At 67.2% G+C, this 18600-nt stretch carries 17 protein-coding genes; 9 read left to right on the top strand and 8 right to left on the bottom strand.

The window, feature by feature from the left end; translation table 11 throughout:
- Nucleotides 1–11: 11 nt before the first annotated feature.
- Nucleotides 12–863, bottom strand: a complete 852-nt coding sequence (locus tag PI990_RS04775; protein WP_271659960.1) for a class I SAM-dependent methyltransferase — start codon at nucleotides 861–863, stop codon at nucleotides 12–14.
- A gap of 114 nt (nucleotides 864–977) precedes the next feature.
- Here PI990_RS04775 and PI990_RS04770 point away from each other — a divergent pair, with 114 nt between their 5' ends.
- Both PI990_RS04770 and PI990_RS04765 read left to right on the top strand, forming a co-directional pair.
- Nucleotides 978–1688 (top strand): DNA-3-methyladenine glycosylase, encoded by a 711-nt coding sequence (locus PI990_RS04770; RefSeq protein WP_271659959.1) that lies wholly within the window; start codon nucleotides 978–980, stop codon nucleotides 1686–1688.
- Nucleotides 1685–3004 carry a bifunctional DedA family/phosphatase PAP2 family protein gene (locus PI990_RS04765; RefSeq protein WP_271659958.1) on the top strand — a complete coding sequence of 440 codons (1320 nt, stop codon included), beginning with the start codon at nucleotides 1685–1687 and terminating at the stop codon, nucleotides 3002–3004. The genes PI990_RS04770 and PI990_RS04765 overlap by 4 nt, the downstream gene beginning before the upstream one ends.
- A gap of 50 nt (nucleotides 3005–3054) precedes the next feature.
- On the opposite strand, the gene PI990_RS04760 is transcribed toward PI990_RS04765, so the two are convergent.
- The 3 genes from PI990_RS04760 to PI990_RS04750 are packed head-to-tail and all read right to left on the bottom strand — an operon-like array spanning nucleotide 3055 to nucleotide 4731.
- Nucleotides 3055–3645 (bottom strand): LON peptidase substrate-binding domain-containing protein, encoded by a 591-nt coding sequence (locus tag PI990_RS04760; protein ID WP_271659957.1) that lies wholly within the window; start codon nucleotides 3643–3645, stop codon nucleotides 3055–3057.
- Between the two features lie 10 nt (nucleotides 3646–3655).
- A complete protein-coding gene (locus PI990_RS04755) occupies nucleotides 3656–4366 on the bottom strand; it encodes an LrgB family protein (RefSeq protein WP_271661261.1) in 711 nt (236 codons plus the stop codon).
- A 2-nt stretch (nucleotides 4367–4368) separates the two neighbouring features.
- The gene (locus tag PI990_RS04750) at nucleotides 4369–4731 is read right to left on the bottom strand and encodes a CidA/LrgA family protein (RefSeq protein ID WP_271659956.1); all 363 of its coding nucleotides are present in this window, start codon (nucleotides 4729–4731) and stop codon (nucleotides 4369–4371) included.
- Between the two features lie 245 nt (nucleotides 4732–4976).
- On the opposite strand from PI990_RS04750, the gene PI990_RS04745 reads away from it, so the two are divergent.
- From PI990_RS04745 to PI990_RS04715, 7 genes are all read left to right on the top strand, one after another.
- Nucleotides 4977–5432 carry a MaoC family dehydratase gene (locus tag PI990_RS04745; RefSeq protein ID WP_271659955.1) on the top strand — a complete coding sequence of 152 codons (456 nt, stop codon included), beginning with the start codon at nucleotides 4977–4979 and terminating at the stop codon, nucleotides 5430–5432.
- Nucleotides 5433–5547: 115 nt separating this feature from the next.
- The gene (locus tag PI990_RS04740) at nucleotides 5548–5760 is read left to right on the top strand and encodes a TM2 domain-containing protein (protein ID WP_021221502.1); all 213 of its coding nucleotides are present in this window, start codon (nucleotides 5548–5550) and stop codon (nucleotides 5758–5760) included.
- Between the two features lie 90 nt (nucleotides 5761–5850).
- Nucleotides 5851–7578: a C13 family peptidase gene (locus PI990_RS04735; protein ID WP_271659954.1), complete on the top strand. Its 1728-nt coding sequence runs from the start codon at nucleotides 5851–5853 to the stop codon at nucleotides 7576–7578.
- Between the two features lie 28 nt (nucleotides 7579–7606).
- Entirely contained in the window at nucleotides 7607–8248 is a 642-nt protein-coding gene (locus PI990_RS04730; protein ID WP_271659953.1) for an oxidoreductase, read from the top strand.
- A 102-nt stretch (nucleotides 8249–8350) separates the two neighbouring features.
- Nucleotides 8351–8962: a class I SAM-dependent methyltransferase gene (locus PI990_RS04725; protein WP_021221505.1), complete on the top strand. Its 612-nt coding sequence runs from the start codon at nucleotides 8351–8353 to the stop codon at nucleotides 8960–8962.
- A 59-nt stretch (nucleotides 8963–9021) separates the two neighbouring features.
- Nucleotides 9022–9888: an MBL fold metallo-hydrolase gene (locus PI990_RS04720; protein ID WP_271659952.1), complete on the top strand. Its 867-nt coding sequence runs from the start codon at nucleotides 9022–9024 to the stop codon at nucleotides 9886–9888.
- Nucleotides 9889–9918: 30 nt separating this feature from the next.
- On the top strand, nucleotides 9919–10386 hold the full coding sequence (locus tag PI990_RS04715; RefSeq protein WP_184489622.1) for a YbaK/EbsC family protein: 468 nt from the start codon (nucleotides 9919–9921) through the stop codon (nucleotides 10384–10386).
- 78 nt (nucleotides 10387–10464) lie between these two features.
- Here the strand turns inward: PI990_RS04715 and PI990_RS04710 are convergent, their stop codons facing one another.
- From PI990_RS04710 to PI990_RS04695, 4 genes are all read right to left on the bottom strand, one after another.
- Nucleotides 10465–10767, bottom strand: coding sequence for a YceK/YidQ family lipoprotein (locus PI990_RS04710; RefSeq protein ID WP_271659951.1), 303 nt, complete (start codon nucleotides 10765–10767; stop codon nucleotides 10465–10467).
- Nucleotides 10760–11392 carry a flavin prenyltransferase UbiX gene (gene ubiX / locus PI990_RS04705; protein ID WP_043245935.1) on the bottom strand — a complete coding sequence of 211 codons (633 nt, stop codon included), beginning with the start codon at nucleotides 11390–11392 and terminating at the stop codon, nucleotides 10760–10762. The genes PI990_RS04710 and ubiX overlap by 8 nt, the downstream gene beginning before the upstream one ends.
- Before the next feature lie 10 nt (nucleotides 11393–11402).
- Nucleotides 11403–12755: a UDP-N-acetylmuramate:L-alanyl-gamma-D-glutamyl-meso-diaminopimelate ligase gene (mpl, locus tag PI990_RS04700; protein WP_271659950.1), complete on the bottom strand. Its 1353-nt coding sequence runs from the start codon at nucleotides 12753–12755 to the stop codon at nucleotides 11403–11405.
- Between the two features lie 181 nt (nucleotides 12756–12936).
- The gene (locus PI990_RS04695) at nucleotides 12937–18528 is read right to left on the bottom strand and encodes a calcium-binding protein (protein WP_271659949.1); all 5592 of its coding nucleotides are present in this window, start codon (nucleotides 18526–18528) and stop codon (nucleotides 12937–12939) included.
- Nucleotides 18529–18600: the final 72 nt, after the last annotated feature.

Raw genomic sequence — 18600 nt, 5'->3', positions numbered from 1 at the left:
CGCAGGTCGTTTCATATGGAAGCTTCGACGACGCGGACCAGGGTGGGCCACCGCCCCATGCTCAAGCCCAGGTCGGCGCCATGCACCTGTGGGTCCAGCACCTGCACCCGGGGGAAACCACAGCGGTTGAAGCCGTCGACGATGGCCGCGCCGTCGCGGTAGTGCAGCGGGTAGTTGCCGCGGGTGAAGCGGCCGACCAGGTCGACGCCCCAGCGCACCTGGCGGTAGCGCGGGTGCTCGCGCAGGTCCGGGTAGAGGTCGGTGAGGTAGGAGGCTGAGGGGAAGGCGCGCAACTGGTCGGCCAGGCGCTGCCAGAAGCCCTCGATCACCGGCAGCTCGAAGTAATTGACCAACCCCTCGGTGATCACCACCACCGGCCGGTGGCGGTCCAGCCCGGCGAACAATGCATCCAGCCCCTGCCCGCCCTCGCCCGCGAGGATGTCCACGGCGCGCACCTGGTGGCGGCTGTTGAGCCAGCCCTCGCCGTGCAGCAGCAGGCGCTTGCGCGCGGCCATGGGCGGCAGGTCGGCCTCCAGGTAGCGCAGCTCCGGGTAGCGCTCGCAGAAGCGCCGACCCCGGGGCGACAGCCCGCAGGCGATCTCCACCACCTGGGTCGTGCCAGTGGCGATGGCAGCGTCGAGCCGGGCGTCGATCAGCAGGTGGCGTTGCAGCAGGAAGTTCTCGATATCCAGGCCGAAGCCCACCCGCGCGCCCCAGGTGATGGGGCTGAGCAGGCCGTGCACCCAGCGCCCGAGGGAGGTGGCGAACGCTGGGTCGGCCAGGTGATGGCGGTACCAGACATAACCGGTGTAGTGCGCGCTGGGCGTGATGTGGGCGCTGTCGGCCCGGGCGGTTCTGGACATGGCAGGACTCTTTATTGTTTTTCTCGGTGTTTCCCATCCAGCCGTTCAGCTGCCGGCCGTCGAGGCTTACGTATAATCGCCAGCCTAAGCCGCTGCGGATAGCCAAGACAGCCCATGCCCACCGTTCCCACCCTAAGTTTGCCCTGGCCGCAAGACCGTGCCCTGGGCGATGCCTTCTTCGACCGCGACGCACAACTGCTGGCCCGTGAACTGCTCGGCAAGGTCATCCGCCACCGGGTCGGCAAGCACTGGCTGTCGGCGCGCATCATCGAGACCGAGGCCTATTACTGCGCCGAGAAGGGCAGCCACGCCTCCCTCGGCTACACCGAGAAGCGCCGGGCGCTGTTCCTCGATGGCGGCCACATCTATATGTACTACGCGCGCGGCGGCGACTCGCTCAATTTCAGCGCCCAGGGGCCCGGCAACGCCGTGCTGATCAAGTCCGGCCACCCCTGGGTGGACGCGATCTCCGGCCCCGAAGCACTGACCGCCATGCAGCTCAACAACCCCGACGCCAACGGTATCCCGCGCCCGCCCGAACGCCTCTGCGCCGGCCAGACCCTGCTGTGCAAGGCCATGGGCCTGCGGGTGAAGGAATGGGATGCGCAGCGTTTCGACCCCGCCCGACTGTTCGTCGAAGACGTTGGCGAGCGGCCGACACAGATCATCCAGACCACCCGCCTGGGCATTCCCCACGGCCGCGACGAGCACCTGCTCTACCGCTTCGTCGACGCCGGTTATGCACGGCACTGCACACGCAACCCTTTGCGCCGTGGGCAGGTCGAAGGGCAGCACTATCACCTGATCGAAGGAACGACCCCATGAGCGAATGGCTCGACGCCCTCACCACCTGGCTCGGCGCCCACCCGCAGTGGCTGGGCCTGGCCATCTTCATCATCGCCTGCGTCGAATGCCTGGCCATCGCCGGCATCATCGTGCCCGGCACCGTGCTGCTGTTCGCCGTCGCCGTGATGGCCGGCAGCGGTGCACTGGGGCTTTGGGAAACCCTGCTGCTGGGCTACTTCGGCGGCCTGCTGGGGGATGCCATTTCCTATGGGCTGGGCCGGCGCTTCCACCAGAACATCCGCCGCCTGCCGGGCCTGCGCCACCACCCGGAATGGCTGGCCGGGGCGGAGAACTACTTCAACCGCTACGGCGTCGCCAGCCTGCTGGTGGGTCGCTACATCGGCCCGCTGCGGCCGATGCTGCCCATGGTCGCCGGCATGCTCGACATGCCGCTGCCGCGCTTCATCGCGGTGAGCATGCTCGCTGCGGCCGGCTGGTCGGTGGCCTACCTGCTGCCCGGCTGGGCCACGGGCGCGGCCTTCCGCCTGCCCTTGCCGGAGGGGTTCTGGAAGGAGGCCGGCGTGGTGGTGGTCGCCGTGCTGGCGATGCTGGCGCTGATCCTCCAGGGCAGCCTGCGCGAGAAGCGCTGGGCGACGCCCCTGGCCGCCGGCCTCAGCCTGGCGCTGCTGGCGGGGCTGTTCTTCGGCTGGTCCTACCTGCACGACTTCGACCAGGGCCTGATGGCGCTGGTGCAGGAGCAGCGCAACGACACCCTCGACAGCGTCATGGTGCTGGTCACCCGCCTCGGCGATTTCCGCACCCAGCTGTTCGCCGGCGCCCTGCTCACCTCGCTGCTACTGGTCGCCCGGAAATGGCGCCACGCGGTGTTCGCTGGCGCCACCCTGGTGTGCACGGCGCTGGCCAATGGCGGCCTGAAGCAGCTGTTCGCCCGCGCCCGGCCGGAGGTACTGGCCGAGCCCCTGAGCACCTTCAGTTTCCCCAGCGGCCACAGTTCGGCAGCCTTCGCCTTCTTCCTGGTGCTGGGCGTGCTGGCCGGCCGCTCGCAGCCCGCACGCATGCGCCTGACCTGGCTGTTGCTGGCCTGCCTGCCGGCGCTGGCCATCGCCCTGTCACGGGTCTACCTGGGGGTGCACTGGCCCACCGACATCCTTGCCGGCGCCCTGCTGGCCGGCTGCATCTGTGCGGCCTGGCTGGCCATCCTGCAGCGTGACGAGCCGATGCCGGCGATGAGCGCGCGGGTCTGGTGGCTGGTGCTCCCGGCCTGCATCGCCCTGCTCGGCGGCGTAGCCACCTGGGCCCTGCCCGAAGCCTTCGCCATGTACCGCTACAAGTGATCGGGAGCCGGTAGCCCGGGCTTCAGCCCGGGAAGGGAGAAGCGGGAGCCTCAGGCGATCATGTCGCCCTGCAGCTTGTTGAGCAGCCCCTGCAGGTGACCCAGGCGCTGCTCGGGGTCGCCCAGCGCCAGCAGTTCGAGCTTTTCCTTGAGCGAGAACGGCAGCAGGTAGGCCAGCTGGTTGGCCAGCTCCTGCTGCCCATTGGCCAGGCCGCCCATGCCCAGCCCCTGCACCAGCGGGTGCTCGGCCAAGGCGTTGAGCAGCGCGGCGAGGTCGGCGTGCTCGGGCTGCAGCGGGCGCTCCTCGGCCTCGTCCAGCCACTCGATATCGGCGACCGTCAACTGGTCGGGCAGCACCTCGGCGCGGGTCACCTTGAAACGCCGCACGCCTTCCACGCGGATCCCCAGCAGGCTGTTGGGCAACTGCTTGAAGTCGCGGATCACCGCCTCGCAGCCCATGCCGGAGAAACGGCTGGCCGCGTCGCCCACCTCCTCGCCCTCGAGGATGCAGACCACGCCGAAGCCGGTGCCCTGCTTCATGCAGCGGCCGATCATGTCCAGGTAGCGCGCCTCGAACAGCTGCAGGTCGAGCGAGCAGCCGGGGAAGAGCACGGTATTGAGCGGAAACAGCGGCAGATTCATCGACACGACCTCAAACGACCATCGCAACGGCCAGCGGCAACAGCACCGCGGTGGCCACACCCATCAAACTCATCGCCAGCGCCGCGAAGGCGCCACACTCCTCGCCTTCCTGTAACGCCCGGGCGGTGCCCACGGCGTGGGCGGTGATGCCCAGCGCCATGCCCTGGGCCGCCGGGTGACGCACGCCGATGCGGCGCAGCAACTCCGGGCCGAGGGTGGCGCCGATGACGCCGGTGATCAGCACGAACACCGCTGCCAGCGCCGCCACGCCGCCGATCTGCTCGGCCACCAGCATGGCGATGGGCGAAGTCACCGACTTCGGCGCCATGGTCATCAGCATCATGTGCTCGGCACCGAAGGCCCAGGCCAGGCCCACGCCCATAACCGTAGCAACCAGGCCGCCGATGAACAGGGTGATCAGCGTCGGCCAGAACAACTGGCGGATGCGCTTGAGGTTGAGGAACAGCGGCACCGCCAGGGCCACGGTGGCCGGGCCCAGCAGCAAGGTCAGCAGCGTGGTGCTCTGGCGGTACTCCTCGTAGCCGATGCCCAGGGGCACCAGCACCGCGATCACCACGGCCATGGACACCAGCACCGGCTGCAGGAACATCAGCCGGGTCTTCTCGTAGAGGAAGATGGACAGCTGGTAGGCCGCCAGCGTCAGGCCGACGCCGAACAGCGGATGGTGGGCGATGGCCTGCCAGGCGCCGTGCCAGTCGATGCTCATGGGCGACCCTCCTGGCGGGCCTTGCGGTCGATCAGGCGCTGCATCAGCCAGCCCACGAACAGCATCGAGAAGAACACCGACAGCGCCAGCGCGCCGACCACCGCCCAGAAGTCCGCCCAGATCGCCTGGGCATAGACCATCACCCCCACCGCCGGCGGCACCAGCAGCAACGGCAGGTAGCGCAGCAGGCTGCTGGAGGCCACCGACAGCGGCTCACCCACTTCGCCCCGGGCGACGAGGAACAGGAACAGCAGCACCAGGCCGATGATGGGGCCGGGCAGCATTTGCAGGAAAAGGGCGTTGATCCCGGTGCCGAGCAACTGGAACAGCACCAGCCAGGTCAGGCCGCGCAAAAGCATGAAAATCTCCGGATAGGTCGAGGAAGCAAACGGCGAACCGCGCGCAAGGCCCGTTGCAGAGGGCCCGTTGCCAGGATCGCGCCATTATAGGCCCGCTCGCCCCCCTCGCTATAACCCGCCATTCGCAGGGGGCATGCCAGCTTGACCCCTGGCATCCGGCCATGCTGATCTAGACGGCGATGAATCCAGGGTCGGCCAAAGACCCAGCAAGAAGAACAACAAACCACGTCCACGGAGGATGAAGCATGCCGTTCGTACCTGTATCCGAACTGAAGAACTACATAGGCAAGGACCTGGGCCACTCCGAGTGGCTGACCATCGACCAGGGTCGCATCGACCAGTTCGCCGAGTGCACCGGCGACCACCAGTTCATCCATGTTGACCCGGAGAAGGCCAAGCACACCCCCTTCGGCACCACCATCGCCCACGGTTTCCTCACCCTGTCGCTGATCCCGGCTCTCACCGAAGGGCTGCTGGTACTGCCCGAAGGCATGAAGATGGGCATCAACTACGGCCTGGACAGCGTGCGCTTCATCCAGCCGGTGAAGGTGGACTCCCGCGTCCGCCTGGCGCTCACCATCATGGACGTCACCGAGAAGAACCCCGGCCAGTGGCTGATCAAGGCCCGCGCCACCCTGGAGATCGAAGGCCAGGCCAAGCCTGCCTACATCGCCGAGTCCCTCAGCCTCTGCTTCGTCTGAAGCATCGTGCCGGCGGCCCTCGCCGGCACTTCCCCCGCCATTGGCCTTCGCCGCGCCGCATTCGTTAGAATCCCCATCGCCAATCGGCACCCGCCTTCTCAACAAGGACAGTTCCATGACCGAAAAACGCATTCTCCCCGCCTTCCTGCTGTGCTTCTTCCTCGGCACCTTCGGCGCGCACCGCTTCTACGCCGGCAAGATCGGCACCGCCATCCTGCAGATCCTCACCCTCGGCGGCCTGGGCATCTGGACCCTGATCGACTTCATCATGATCATCGTCGGCGCCTTCACCGACAAACAGGGCAACAAGATCACCCAGTGGACCTGAGCCCCTGCCTGACTGAAAAGAAAAGCCCGCAATAGCGGGCTTTTTTACGCCACACTTGCACCAGCCGTATCCACCTTCAAGGGACTGTCGATGAAACCGCTGCTGCCCCTCGCGCTCGCCCTGCTCCTCGTGGCCTGCGGAGACGGAGAACCCCTCACCCCGCCGGACGCTCGCCTGCCCGACGGCTCGCGCTACCGTGGCGCGGTGGTCGATGGCCTGCTGCAGGGCCCGGGGCGCCTGGACTACAGCAACGGCACCTGGTTCGAAGGCACCTTCAAGGATGGCCAGCCCAATGGGCGCGGCACCTGGCACGGCCCCAACGGCGTCGAGTACCAGGGCGATTTCAGCAACGGCCTGTTCGACGGCAACGGCCACATGACCTATGGCGACGGCACGCTCTACGAGGGCGGCTTCAAGGCCAACCAATTCAACGGCGAAGGCACGCTCAGCCGCGAAGGCATGGTCTACAGCGGCACCTTCCGCGACGATCGCTACCACGGCCAGGGCAAGCTCACCCTGCCCGACGGCAGCAGCTACCAGGGCCAGTTCAAACGCGGCGAACAGACCGGCCGGGGCGTGCGCACCGACGCCGATGGCTCGCGCTATTCCGGCCCGTTCAAGGCCGGCCAACTCGATGGCGAAGGCGACTACCAGGGCGCCGACGGCGGCTTCTACAGCGGTGGCTTCAAAGGCGGTCTGTTCGACGGCAAGGGCCGCTACCAGAACGCCGAAGGCTCGGTCTGGAGCGGCCAGTTCAAGGGCGGCAGCCTCACCGGCAGGGGCGAATACAAGGGCGCGGACGGCGAGCTGTACACCGGCGCTTTCCGCAACTGGCGCTACCAGGGCGAAGGCAGCCTCAGCCTCGCCGATGGCAGCCGCTACGAAGGCGGTTTCGCCGCTGGGCGCTATGCCGGCAAGGGCACCCTGACCCTGGCCGACGGCGGCCAGGAGAAAGGCACCTGGCGCGGTGGCCGGCGCATCAACGATGAAACCGGCAAGGCGCTGCCCAACCCCCTGGAGGTCGGCCTGCTGGAACAAGGCCGCCTGCTCGACGCCGCCATCGACGCCCTGCCCGCCTCCACCCCGGCGGTGGAGCTGTACTCCCTGAGCCTGGGGGGCGATGGCCGCCAGAGCGTATTCCTGCGCGAGGCCGACTACGTCGCCACGCTGCTCGACCAGCGCTTCGGCGCCCACGGCCACATCACCCTGATCAACCACCGCGACCACATGGCCGACCGCCCCCTGGCCACCCGCGAGAGCCTGGCCCGCGCCATCCAGGGCATCGCCCAGCGCAGCGGGCCGGAAGACCTGGTGTTCATCTACCTCACCAGCCACGGCTCCGCCGACCACCAGCTGGCCCTCGAGCAGCCCGGCCTGCAGCTCGGCGACCTGCCCGCCAGCGAGCTGGCCACGGTGCTGGCGCCGCTGAAGGAGCGCCACAAGGTGGTGGTGATCTCCGCCTGCTACTCCGGCGGTTTCATCCCCGCGCTCAAGGACGACAAGACCCTGGTGATGACCGCCGCCCGCGCCGACCGGGTGTCCTTCGGTTGCTCCGACGACAACGAATTCACCTACTTCGGCCGCGCCCTGCTGGCCGACGCCCTGAACCAGACCGACGACCTGGAACGTGCTTTCGAACTCGCCCGCACCGAGGTTGCCGAATGGGAGAAGGCCGACGGTTTCGAACCCTCCGAACCGCAGATCTGGGCACCAAAACCGGTGCTCGCCCATTGGCGAAAGTTGCGCGCCGCGCAAGCCCAAGAGGCCCTCGCCGCGCAACCTGCAACGGCCGACGGCAAAACCGCCGCCAGCCACTAAGCTGAAGCTGTAACAGCGGAGAAACAGCATGCATCTGACGCCCCAGCACATCCTGCTCGCCGGCGCCACGGGCTTGACCGGTGAACACCTGCTCGACCGACTGCTCAACGAACCCACGGTGGAGCGGGTGCTCGCGCCGACCCGTCGCCCCCTCGCCGAGCACAAGCGCCTGGACAACCCGGTGGGCGATATCGCCGACCTGCTGCCGCAACTCCAGGGGCCGGTGGACACCGCCTTCTGCTGCCTCGGCAGCACCATCCGCCAGGCCGGCTCCCAGGAAGCCTTCCGCGCCATCGACCTCGACCTGGTGCTCGCCGTCGGCGCCCGCGCCCGCGAACTCGGCGCCCGCCACTACCTGGTGATCAGCGCCCTGGGCGCGGACGCCAGTTCCTCGGTGTTCTACAACCGCACCAAGGGCGAGATGGAGGCAGCGCTCAAGGCCCAGGACTGGCCACAGCTGACCCTGGTACGCCCGTCCCTGCTGCTCGGCCCGCGCAGCGAATTCCGCCTCGGCGAACGCCTGGCCGCCCCGCTCATGCGCTGGCTGCCGGGCAAGTACCGTGGCATCGGCGCCTGCACCCTGGCCCGAGCCCTGTGGCGCCTGGCCCTGGAAACCGACCAGGGCACGCGCATCATCGAATCGGACGAACTGCGCCGCCTGGGCCGCTAAGCCCGGGCGGGAATCCTCCCGCCATTGGCCGAAATCCCCGCGCCGCGCGGGGATGCGCCCTGCTAACGTGAATGCCTCGTCAACCGCAATGGACTGCCCGCCATGGGTTTCTACGATCGCCACGTCCTGCCCCGCCTGATCGACTACGCCTGCGGCATGGGCGAAGTGATGAAGACCCGCTCGAAGATCGTGCCCCAGGCCGAAGGCCGGGTGCTGGAGATCGGTATCGGCACGGGCCTCAACCTCGGCTTCTATGACCCGGCCAAGGTGCAGGTGGTGATCGGCGTCGACCCCGCCGCGCAGATGCAGGCCCTGGCTCGCCAGCGTGCCGACGCCATCACCATCCCGGTGGAAACCATCGCCCTGGAACTGGGCGAGATCCAGGCCAGCGACGCCAGCTTCGATAGCATCGTCTGCACCTTCACCCTCTGCACCATCCCCGATGCACCGGCGGCGCTGAAGGAAATGCGCCGCGTGCTCAAGCCCGGCGGGCGCCTGCTGTTCGCCGAACACGGCCTGGCACCGGACGCCCCGGTGGTGCGCTGGCAGCATCGCCTCACGCCGTTGTGGAAACCCTTCGCCGGCGGCTGCCACCTCAACCGCGACATCCCGCGCCTGATCGAGGCCGGCGGCTTCGCCATCCGCGAGCTGCACACCGGCTACCTGCAGGGCCCGCGCCCCATGACCTTCGTCTATCGCGGCTGGGCGGATTGACCGGCGCCCCCGCAACCGGGTTAGCCTTGGGCGCTTGAAAGCCAGCCCGGAACCGCCCCATGCGTACCCTCACCTCGCTCACCGGCAACAGCCAGAAACTCGACGGCGGCGCCATGTTCGGCAACGCCCCGCGCGCCCTCTGGGAGCGCTGGATGCAGCCGGACGCGCAAAACCGCATCGACCTCGGCTGCCGCGCCCTGCTGGTGCAGGAAGACGAGCGCAACATCCTCATCGAAACCGGTATCGGTGCCTTCTTCCCGCCCGAGCTCAAGCACCGCTTCGGCGTGCAGGAGGCGCACCACGTGCTGCTCGACAGCCTCGCCGAGGCGGGCCTGTCCGATGCCGACATCGATATCGTGCTGCTCACCCACCTGCACTTCGACCATGCCGGCGGCCTGCTCGCCGCCTGGGAACAGGACCAGCCCATGCGCCTGCTGTTCCCCAACGCCCGCTTCGTCACCGGCCGCCGCCAGTGGCAGCGCGCCTGCAACCCGCACCCGCGCGACCGCGCCTCCTACATCCCGGAAATGCTCGAACTGCTGGAAGCCAGCGGCCGCCTAGTGCTGATCGACGAGCAGCCCGGCGCCGAGATCCTCGGCCCGGACTGGCGCCTGCACTGGAGCGACGGCCATACGCCCGGCCAACTGCTGCCGGAGATCGCCATGCCCGACGGTCCGGTGGTGTTCAGCGGCGACCTGATCCCCGGCGCACCCTGGGTGCACCTGCCCATCACCATGGGCTACGACCGCTTCCCCGAAGGCCTGATAGAAGAGAAGGAAGCCCTGCTCGCCAGCCTGCTGGAGCGCAATGGCCGCCTGCTCTTCACCCACGACCCGAGCGTCGCCATGGGCCGCGTCACCCGCGACGGCAAGGGCCGCTACGGCCTCGACGACAGCCTCGCCGCCGTGCACCAGCTGGCCGCCTGAGCCAGCCGGACAGAAATCAAGGAGCCCCGAATGAGCCTCGAATCCGTACGCGCCTTCCTCGCCGAGAAGGCCCCCGAACTCGCCATCATCGAATTGGAAACCAGCACCGCCACCGTCGCCCTGGCTGCCGAGGCCCACGGCGTCGAGCCGGGCCGCATCGCCAAGACCCTGGCCTTCCGCGTCGGCGAGCAGCACCTGCTGGTGGTGGCGCGCGGCGATGCGCGCATCGACAACCGCAAGTTCAAGGAAGCCTTCGGCGCCAAGGCCAAGATGCTCGACGCCGAAACCGTGCAGGCGCTGACCAGCCACCCCGTCGGCGGCGTCTGCCCCTTCGGCCTGGCCACCCCGCTGCCGGTCTATTGCGACCTGTCGTTGCAGGCTTTCGATGAAGTGGTCCCCGCCGCCGGCGCCATCCACAGCGCCGTACGCATCGCCCCGCAACACATGGCCGAACTGGTCGCCGCGCAATGGGTGGATGTCTGCCAGGACCCGGCCTGACGTCGGCCGATCAGAAGGAATCATCCGTAGGATGGGTAGAGGTACGAAACCCATCACCACGCAACCCTACGGAGCGCCTCAATTCCCCCCGGTCACACCCAGCCCAACGCCCAGCTCCGCCGCCACCGCGAAGGGCAGCAACAGCGTCTCCAGCACGGCGCTGAACGGCAAGTCGAGCGCCGCCCAGCCTGGCGCTTCAGCGCCGAAGCGGTCCTTGGGGCAGCAACCGCCATTGAGGGAATACCAATCCAGCCGGGTGCCGGAGTAGATGATGGGCGCGCCGGGCTTGGCCGCGTCCAGGGTACGCACGGCGGCGCAGCCCTGGAACACCAGCACCAGGCCGATGAGCAAGCCCAGGCGGGCGCGGCGCGGTTCAGTCATCGCTGCTCTGCAGATGGTGCTCGCCCCAGCGCGGCAGCATGTCCTGGGGGATTTCCAGCAGGTTGAGGATGCGCGCCACCACGAAGTCCACCAGGTCATCGATGGTCTGCGGCTGGTGATAGAAACCCGGCGAGGCCGGCAGGATGATTGCGCCGAGGTTGGAGAGTTTGAGCATGTTCTCCAGGTGGATGCTGGAGTACGGCGCCTCGCGGGGCACCAGGATCAGCTTGCGCCGCTCCTTCAACGCCACGTCCGCGGCGCGCTCGATCAGGTTGTTGCAGGCACCGGTGGCGATGGCCGACAGCGTGCCGGTGGAGCAAGGCACCACCACCATCGCCCCCGGTGCACCGGAACCGGAGGCCGCCGGGGCCATCCAGTCTTCCTTGCCGTAGACGCGGATCTGCCCCGGCGCGGCGCCGGTGTATTCGCTGAGGAAGGCCTGCATCGACTGCGGCTTGGGTGGCAGGGTGACCTCGGTCTCGGTGGCCATCACCAGCTGCGCGGCCTTGGAAATGAGGAAGTGCACCTCGCGGTCTTCCTGCACCAGGCAGTCCAGCAGGCGCAGGCCGTACTGGGCACCGGAAGCGCCGGTCATCGCCAGGGTGACGCGTTCGGGTCCGCTCATGTCGTCGTCCTCAGCCTTCCAGCGCCTTGGCCAGCTTGCCGTGCAGGCCGCCAAAACCGCCGTTGCTCATGATCACCACCTCGGTGCCCGGGCGCGCCTGGCCCTTCACCCGCTCGATGATCGCCTCCAGCGAATCGCAGACCACCGCCGGCACCGGGCAGGCGGCGGCCGTGGCGGCCAGGTCCCAGCCCAGGTTCGGCGGCGCGTACCAGATCACCTGGTCGGCCTGGGCCACGCTCTCCGGCAGGCCGTCGCGATGAGCGCCGAGCTTCATGGAGTTGGAACGCGGCTCGATGATGGCGATCACCGACGCCTCGCCCACGCGCTTGCGCAGGCCGTCGAGGGTGGTGGCGATGGCGGTGGGGTGGTGGGCGAAGTCGTCGTAAATGGTCACGCCGTTCACTTCGGCGACCTTCTCCATGCGCCGCTTGACGTTGCGGAAGGCGCTCAGGGCGGCGATGCCCAGTTCCGGCACCACGCCCACATGGCGCGCGGCGGCAAGGGTCGCCAGGGCGTTGGCCACGTTGTGCTGGCCGGTCAGGGTCCATTCCACGGTGCCCTGCACCTTGCCGTCGAACTGCACCTCGAAGCGCGAGCCATCCTCGCTGAGCAGGCGCACCTGCCACTGGCCGCCTTCACCGGTGGTCTGTACCGGCGTCCAGCAGCCCATTTCCAGCACCCGTACCAGGGCCGGTTCGGTGGTGGGGTGGATGATCAGCCCCTCGCCGGGGATGGTGCGCACAAGGTGGTGGAACTGCCGCTCGATGGCGGGCAGGTCCGGGAAGATGTCGGCGTGGTCGAATTCCAGGTTATTGAGGATCGCCGTGCGCGGGCGGTAGTGAACGAACTTCGAGCGCTTGTCGAAGAAGGCGCTGTCGTACTCGTCCGCCTCCACCACGAAGAACGGCGTGCCGCCCAGGCGCGCCGAGATGCCGAAGTTCTGCGGCACGCCACCGATGAGGAAGCCCGGGCTCATGCCCGCATGCTCCAGCACCCAGGCCAGCATGCTGGTGGTGGTGGTCTTGCCGTGGGTACCGGCCACCGCCATCACCCAGCGGCCCTGCAGCACGTGGTCCGCCAGCCACTGCGGGCCGGAGACATAGGGCAGCCCCTTGTTCAGCACATGCTCCACCGCCGGGTTGCCCCGCGACAGCGCATTGCCCACCACCACCAGGTCCGGCGCCGGGTCCAGGTGCGCGGGGTCGTAGCCCTGCATCAGCTCGATGCCCTGGGCCTCCAGCTGGGTGCTCATGGGCGGGTAGACGTTGGCGTCGGAGCCGGTGACGCGGTGGCCGAGTTCCTTGGCCAGCACCGCCAGCGAACCCATGAAGGTGCCGCAGATGCCGAGGATATGGATATGCATGGAATACCTCTGGAAACGGGCTGCCGGAGCCCGAAAAAAACATGCCGCAGGTTAGCACAGCGGCCCCGCCCGGAGCCTGGCCCTGCGGCATATGTAGAGCGCTGGAAGGTGATTTCATTCGCCGCCCCGCAACGAAAAAGCCCCGCCGAATGGCGGGGCTCCTTGTCACGCGTTCAGGCGGTCACTGCCAGTGGGTGGCGATCACCAGGTTCAGCTCGTCGCGCTGGGCGGCGGTGAGGTTGCCCTCGGCCCCCGCCGGCACGCCGAAGGCGGCCATCGCATCCACCAGCCCTTGCACCTGGCTGTCCAGCAGGGTCTTGCCGTCGGCCGACTTGAACTGGTCGAGGTGGTAGGCGCTTCCGCCGTACCAGTTCTCGATGCTCACCCGCTCGGTGCCGCCCACCAGGCTGACATCCAGGTCGTTGCCGTTCTGGCGGAACCAGAGTTGCTCGACCGAGATGCCGCTGCCGAACTGCAACAGGTCCAGGCTACCCGCCACGCTGTCGTTGTTCTGGATGACATCCTGGCCGTCGCCCAGGCCGAAGACATAGGTATCCGAGCCGGCACCACCGGACAGGGTGTCGTTGCCGGCCCCCCCCATCAGCGTGTCATTGCCCGCGCCGCCGGACAGCCGGTTGGCCGCCGCGTTGCCCCGCAGCTGGTTGTCCAGGGTGTTGCCGGTCCCGTCTATAGCGGCCTCACCGGTCAGGGTCAGGTTCTCCACACCGAAGGCCAGGCTGTGGCTGATGGAGGCCTCGACCGTATCGATGCCCTCGTTGAGGTACTCGAAGACGCTGTCACCGGGCGAGTCGATCACGAAGGTGTCGTTGCCACGGCCGCCATAGAGGCTGTCGTTGCCCTCGCCGCCGTACAGGCGGTCATCGCCATCGCCGCCATTGAGGACGTCATTGCCGGCCCCGCCGAACAGCGTGTCGTTGCCGAGGTTGCCGTTCAGGGTGTCGTTGCCGTCACCGCCATCGAGGTAGTCCTGCCCGGAGCCCGTCACTAGCAGGTCATCACCGCCCCTGCCGAACAGGCAGTTGTTGCCGATGCCACCGTACAGCGCGTTGTTCGCATCGTTGCCGATGATGAGGTTGTCCAGATCGTTGCCGGTGCCGTTGATGGCAGCGGTGCCGGTGAGGGTGAGGTTCTCGACATTGGCGCCCAGGGTCAGGGTCAGGCTGGATTCAACGGTGTCGATCCCCCCGCCCGCGCTCTCGATCACCAGGTCACTCAGCGAGTCCACCTGGTAGGTGTCGTCGCCGGCACCGCCTTCCATGCGGTCGCCGCCCAGGCCGCCAAGCAGCGAGTCATTTCCGGCGCCACCGAACAGCGTGTCGTTGCCGGCTCCGCCATCGAGGGTGTCGTTACCGGCAAAGCCACGCAGCTCGTCCTGGCCGTCATCGCCGAAGAGGGCGTCGTCCGTGGAGTAGCCCTGCACCGTGTCGTTGCCATAGGAACCGTGCAGCAGGCTGTTGCGGATGAAGTCGCCGGTCCAGATATCGCCATTGCCGAAACGAACCTCCTCGATGGAGGCCGGCCCCTTGCCATCACCAGCGAAGAAGCCGACGACGGTCAGGCTGTCCAGGGTGTTGTTGCGCTCGAACACCAGGTCGTCGTCGACACGACGGAAGCGGATGTGCTCGGGGTTGAAGTCGGCGAACTCGATGACGTCGTGCTTGTCGATGCCGTCGTCCTGGTTGTGGATGACGTCCTGCCCCCAGTAGTTGTTGAACACATAGGTGTCGTTGCCCGTCCCGCCGATCAGGGTGTCCTTGCCCTGCCCGCCGTTCAGGCGGTCGTCGCCCGCCTCCCCGCGCAGCAGGTTGTTGCCGTCGCCGCCACGGATATCGTTGTTCAGCGCATTGCCGATGCCTTCGATCGCCGGGCCACTGAGGACCAGGTTCTCGACGTTGTCGCCCAGGGTCCAGGAAACCCGCGACTCGACCGTGTCGATGCCGCCGTCCACGCCTTCGATCACGCTGTCGCCCGCATCCACCCAGTAGCGGTCATCACCCGCGCCACCGATCAGGGTATCGACGCCGGTGTAGCCATCGAGCAGGTCGTTGCCATCGCCGCCGTCGAGCAGGTCGTTGCCGGCACCGCCGTAAAGCGTGTCGTCGCCGGCCAGACCGAACAGGCTGTCGTTGCCCCCCTTGCCGTCGAGAACGTCGTTGCTGGCAAAACCGACCAGACGATCATCAGTGGAGTCCCCCTGCAGCACCCGCGAGCGGAGCTGGTCCGGCAGCCACTGGGTGCCGTCGGCGAAGCGGATCTGCTCCACGGCTCCAGTCGCACCGAAGTAGCCCACCACACGGATGCTATCGGCGCTGCCCCACAGGTTCAGCAACAGGTCGTCGCCATCGTGGCTGACGGTGATATCACCGGGAGCGATGCCCGTGGCGAACTCGATAGCGTCGAGGGCACCCTCGGTATCGTCGATCACATCCTGGCCCCAGCCACGGGCGAAGCTGTAGAGGTCGTCGCCCTCGCCACCCTGCAACTGGTCGTTGCCCGCGCCGCCATTCAGCGCATCGTTGCCGGCGCCGCCCTGCAACAGGTTGTTGCCGGTGTTGCCAGTCAGGGTGTTGTCCAGGCTGTTCCCGATGCCCTGGAGGTTGGCGCTGCCGGTGAGCGTCAGCTTCTCGATGCCCGCCCCCAGGGTGAAGGAAACACTGGCCTCCACCGTGTCGGTGCCGCTGCTGTCGATCACCACATCGCCTGCGGAATCGACCACGAAGACGTCGTTGCCAGCACCGCCGTTCAGGGTGTCGTTGCCCGCGCCCCCGACCAGCCGATCGTTGCCGGTGCCCCCTTCGAGCACATCATCGCCGCTGCCGCCGTCCAAGGTGTCGTTGCCATCACCCCCGAGGATGCTGTCATTGCCGGCACCGCCACTGATGCTGTCGGCAGTGGCGTAGCCCGTCAGCGTGTCATTGCCGCTGGTGCCCTGCAGTACCAGCGCCTTGATGGTCGTCAGGGTCCAGCGGGCGCCATTGGCGAAGCGGATTTCATCCACCGCATTGGAGGTGGCGCCATCGCTCAGGAAGTAGTTGATGACATTGATGCGGTCGCCGCTGCCGCCCAGGCTCAGCACCAGGTTGGCCCCGCTGCGGGACACCTGGATATCGCTCGGCAGGATATCGGCAGCGAACTCGATGACGTCCAGGCCATTGGAGCCGGACTCGAAGTTCTGCACCGTGTCCGAACCCCAGCCCCTGGCGAAACGGTACACATCGTTGCCGACGCCCCCTTCGAGGGTGTCGTTGCCGCCCTCCCCGCTGAGGGTGTCGTTGCCGGCGTTGCCCATCAGGTAGTTGGCGCCCTGGTTGCCGGTGATCAGGTTGTTCGCGCCGTTGCCGAAGCCGGTCAGGTTGCCGCTGCCGGTCAGGCGCAGGTTCTCGATATTGGCACTCAGCGTCGAGCTGATGCTGACGCTGGACTCCAGGGTGTCGATGCCCTCGTTGGGGTTCTCCTGGATCACATCGCCGAGGGAGTCGATCACATAGGTGTCGTCGCCCAGCCCGCCACGCAGGGTGTCGGAGCCGGTGCCGCCATTCAGCACATCGTTGCCGGCACCGCCGATCAGCAGGTCGTTGCCCTCCGCGCCGAAGAGCGTGTCGTTACCCGCTCCGCCGTTCAACGTATCGGCAGTACTGAAGCCATTGAGCAGGTCATCGCCATCGCCCCCCTGGAGTACCAGGCTGCGCACCTGCCCGAAGGTCCAGACCACGCCGTTGGCGAAGCGGATTTCTTCGATCGAGTTGACGCTCGCCCCGTTATTGAGGAAGTAGCCCTTGACCAGGATGGAGTCCGACGCCCCCTTCAGGGTGAGCATCAGGTCGTCGCCCAGATGCACCGCCTGGATATCGCTCGGCAGGACATCCGCGCCGAACAGGATCACATCGCGGCCGTCACCATTGTCGAAAATGGTGTCCCGACCCCAGCCACGGGAGAACAGGTAAGTGTCGTTGCCATAACCGCCGCTGAGCTGATCGTCGCCAGCGCCCCCGTCAAGGCGGTCATCACCCGCTCGGCCTTCGAGGATGTTGTTGCCCGCATTGCCGGTCAGTTCGTTGTTCAGCTCGTTGCCGAAGCCGTTCAGGTCCGCCGTGCCGGTCAGAACCAGGTTCTCGAGTGCACCGACAAGGCCGTAGTTGATGCTGCTGCGCACCGTATCCACGCCACCCCCGGCCATCTCGCTGATCCGTTGCTCGATCTGGCTGATGACGTAGGTGTCGTTCCCCGCACCGCCGATGAGCAGATCGGCCCCGCTTCCGGCATCCAGCCAATCATCGCCGTCGTCGCCGAGCAGGGTATCGTCGCCCGCCCCGCCGTAGAGGCTGTCGTTGCCGGCACCGCCCTCCAGGGTGTCCTTGCCATCCAGGCCATACAGCCGGTCGTTTCCGGCTTCGCCCTTGAGGCGGTTATCGCCGGAGTTACCGGTGATGTCGTTGTCCAGCTGGTTGCCATAGCCGTCGATGCGGGCGCTGCCGGTCAGGACCAGGTTTTCCAGGCCGTAACCCAGCGTATGGGTCATGCTGCTGCGCACGGTGTCGATCCCGCCACCGATGTTCTCGGTGATAGCGGCGTAGCCTTGGCTGTCCACCACATAGGTGTCATTGCCCATGCCGCCAATAAGCTGGTTGTAGCCCTCCCCGCCGTCCAGCCAGTCGTCGCCATCACCGCCGAGCAACAGATCGTCACCCGCACCGCCGAAGAGGCTGTCGTCGCCCGCGCCACCGTCCAGTTGGTCGTTGTCACCCAGGCCGAACAACTGGTCATCGCCCAAGCCACCGGAAAGGGTGTCGGGGACGGCCGTTCCCGTCAGGGTGTCGTTGCCGGGCGTGCCGGCGTTGAGCATCTGCAGGACCTGCAACGGCCGCCACATCTGGTCGGAGAAACGGATCTCATCGATGGCGTAGGGTGCAAGGGCATCGGCATTGAAATAGTTGCTGATGGTGATCCTGTCGCTGCTTCCCTGGCGGAGCAGGATCAGGTCATTGCCAACTCGGCTGAGCCGCACGTCTTGCGATGACACGTCGAGGATCTCGATCACATCGACACCGCTCTCCATGGCCTGCTCATTGATCAGCACCTGGCCCCAACTGCCCGCCAGGCGATAGGTGTCGTTACCCTGGCCGCCGATCAGGGTGTCGAACCCCTGCCCGCCCACCAGCGTGTCATCGCCCTCGCCACCCAGCAGCAGATCATCACCGCCAAGGCCGTTCAGCATGTCGTTGCCGGCGCCGCCTTCCAGGGTGTCGGCCTGGCCAGTCCCCTGGAGGAAATCAGCGCCCGGAGTTCCCTGCAGGAACTGGCCCTGGGGGGCGTTCTCCACGCGCGTCCTCACGTCATAAGGCGACCAGCGGGCACCATTGGCAAAGAAGATTTCCGCGATCTCCGGCAGGCCGACGCTGGAGAAGTAGTTGCGCAGGATGACCTGATCGTTCGAGTCGACGAGGCTCAGCACCAGGTCCACGCCGACGCGCCTGCAACTGACATCCTCCGGCAGGATGCCCACCTCGAACTCGAGGCGATTGACGAAACCATCGCCACCGCCGTCCTCGATCACATCGCGACCGCTGCCTCGGCCGAAGCGGTAGATATCGGCTCCCGAGCCGCCCCGCAGGGTGTCGTTGCCCAGGCCGCCGGCTAGCGTATCCACGCCAGCGCCACTGACCAGCAGGTCATCCCCCTCAGCGCCATAGAACTGGTCGTCCGTATCGCCGCCAACCAGGGTGTCGTTGCCGTTTGTGCCTTGAAAATCCATACCCTCTCCTTTGATGGATCACACGATCGAACCGCCACCACCCGCGCCCCTTCGGTAGTCCGAAGAGGTATC

Origin of the sequence: Pseudomonas sp. TUM22785 (assembly GCF_028198105.1) — a bacterium.
GTDB lineage: Bacteria > Pseudomonadota > Gammaproteobacteria > Pseudomonadales > Pseudomonadaceae > Metapseudomonas > Metapseudomonas solani.
Note: the sequence above shows the minus strand (reverse complement) of the source record. Positions and strands in the feature narration are given on the sequence as shown.

What these genes read in the sequence shown, in the direction of transcription:
- PI990_RS04745 (WP_271659955.1), top strand. Translation starts at nt 4,977, where the DNA reads ATGCCGTTCGTACCTGTATCCGAACTGAAGAACTACATAGGCAAGGAC.
- mpl (WP_271659950.1), bottom strand. Translation starts at nt 12,755, where the DNA reads ATGCATATCCATATCCTCGGCATCTGCGGCACCTTCATGGGTTCGCTG.
- ubiX (WP_043245935.1), bottom strand. Translation starts at nt 11,392, where the DNA reads ATGAGCGGACCCGAACGCGTCACCCTGGCGATGACCGGCGCTTCCGGT.
- PI990_RS04740 (WP_021221502.1), top strand. Translation starts at nt 5,548, where the DNA reads ATGACCGAAAAACGCATTCTCCCCGCCTTCCTGCTGTGCTTCTTCCTC.
- PI990_RS04775 (WP_271659960.1), bottom strand. Translation starts at nt 863, where the DNA reads ATGTCCAGAACCGCCCGGGCCGACAGCGCCCACATCACGCCCAGCGCG.
- PI990_RS04770 (WP_271659959.1), top strand. Translation starts at nt 978, where the DNA reads ATGCCCACCGTTCCCACCCTAAGTTTGCCCTGGCCGCAAGACCGTGCC.
- PI990_RS04760 (WP_271659957.1), bottom strand. Translation starts at nt 3,645, where the DNA reads ATGAATCTGCCGCTGTTTCCGCTCAATACCGTGCTCTTCCCCGGCTGC.
- PI990_RS04720 (WP_271659952.1), top strand. Translation starts at nt 9,022, where the DNA reads ATGCGTACCCTCACCTCGCTCACCGGCAACAGCCAGAAACTCGACGGC.
- PI990_RS04750 (WP_271659956.1), bottom strand. Translation starts at nt 4,731, where the DNA reads ATGCTTTTGCGCGGCCTGACCTGGCTGGTGCTGTTCCAGTTGCTCGGC.
- PI990_RS04725 (WP_021221505.1), top strand. Translation starts at nt 8,351, where the DNA reads ATGGGTTTCTACGATCGCCACGTCCTGCCCCGCCTGATCGACTACGCC.
- PI990_RS04695 (WP_271659949.1), bottom strand. Translation starts at nt 18,528, where the DNA reads ATGGATTTTCAAGGCACAAACGGCAACGACACCCTGGTTGGCGGCGAT.
- PI990_RS04735 (WP_271659954.1), top strand. Translation starts at nt 5,851, where the DNA reads ATGAAACCGCTGCTGCCCCTCGCGCTCGCCCTGCTCCTCGTGGCCTGC.
- PI990_RS04765 (WP_271659958.1), top strand. Translation starts at nt 1,685, where the DNA reads ATGAGCGAATGGCTCGACGCCCTCACCACCTGGCTCGGCGCCCACCCG.
- PI990_RS04710 (WP_271659951.1), bottom strand. Translation starts at nt 10,767, where the DNA reads ATGACTGAACCGCGCCGCGCCCGCCTGGGCTTGCTCATCGGCCTGGTG.
- PI990_RS04730 (WP_271659953.1), top strand. Translation starts at nt 7,607, where the DNA reads ATGCATCTGACGCCCCAGCACATCCTGCTCGCCGGCGCCACGGGCTTG.
- PI990_RS04715 (WP_184489622.1), top strand. Translation starts at nt 9,919, where the DNA reads ATGAGCCTCGAATCCGTACGCGCCTTCCTCGCCGAGAAGGCCCCCGAA.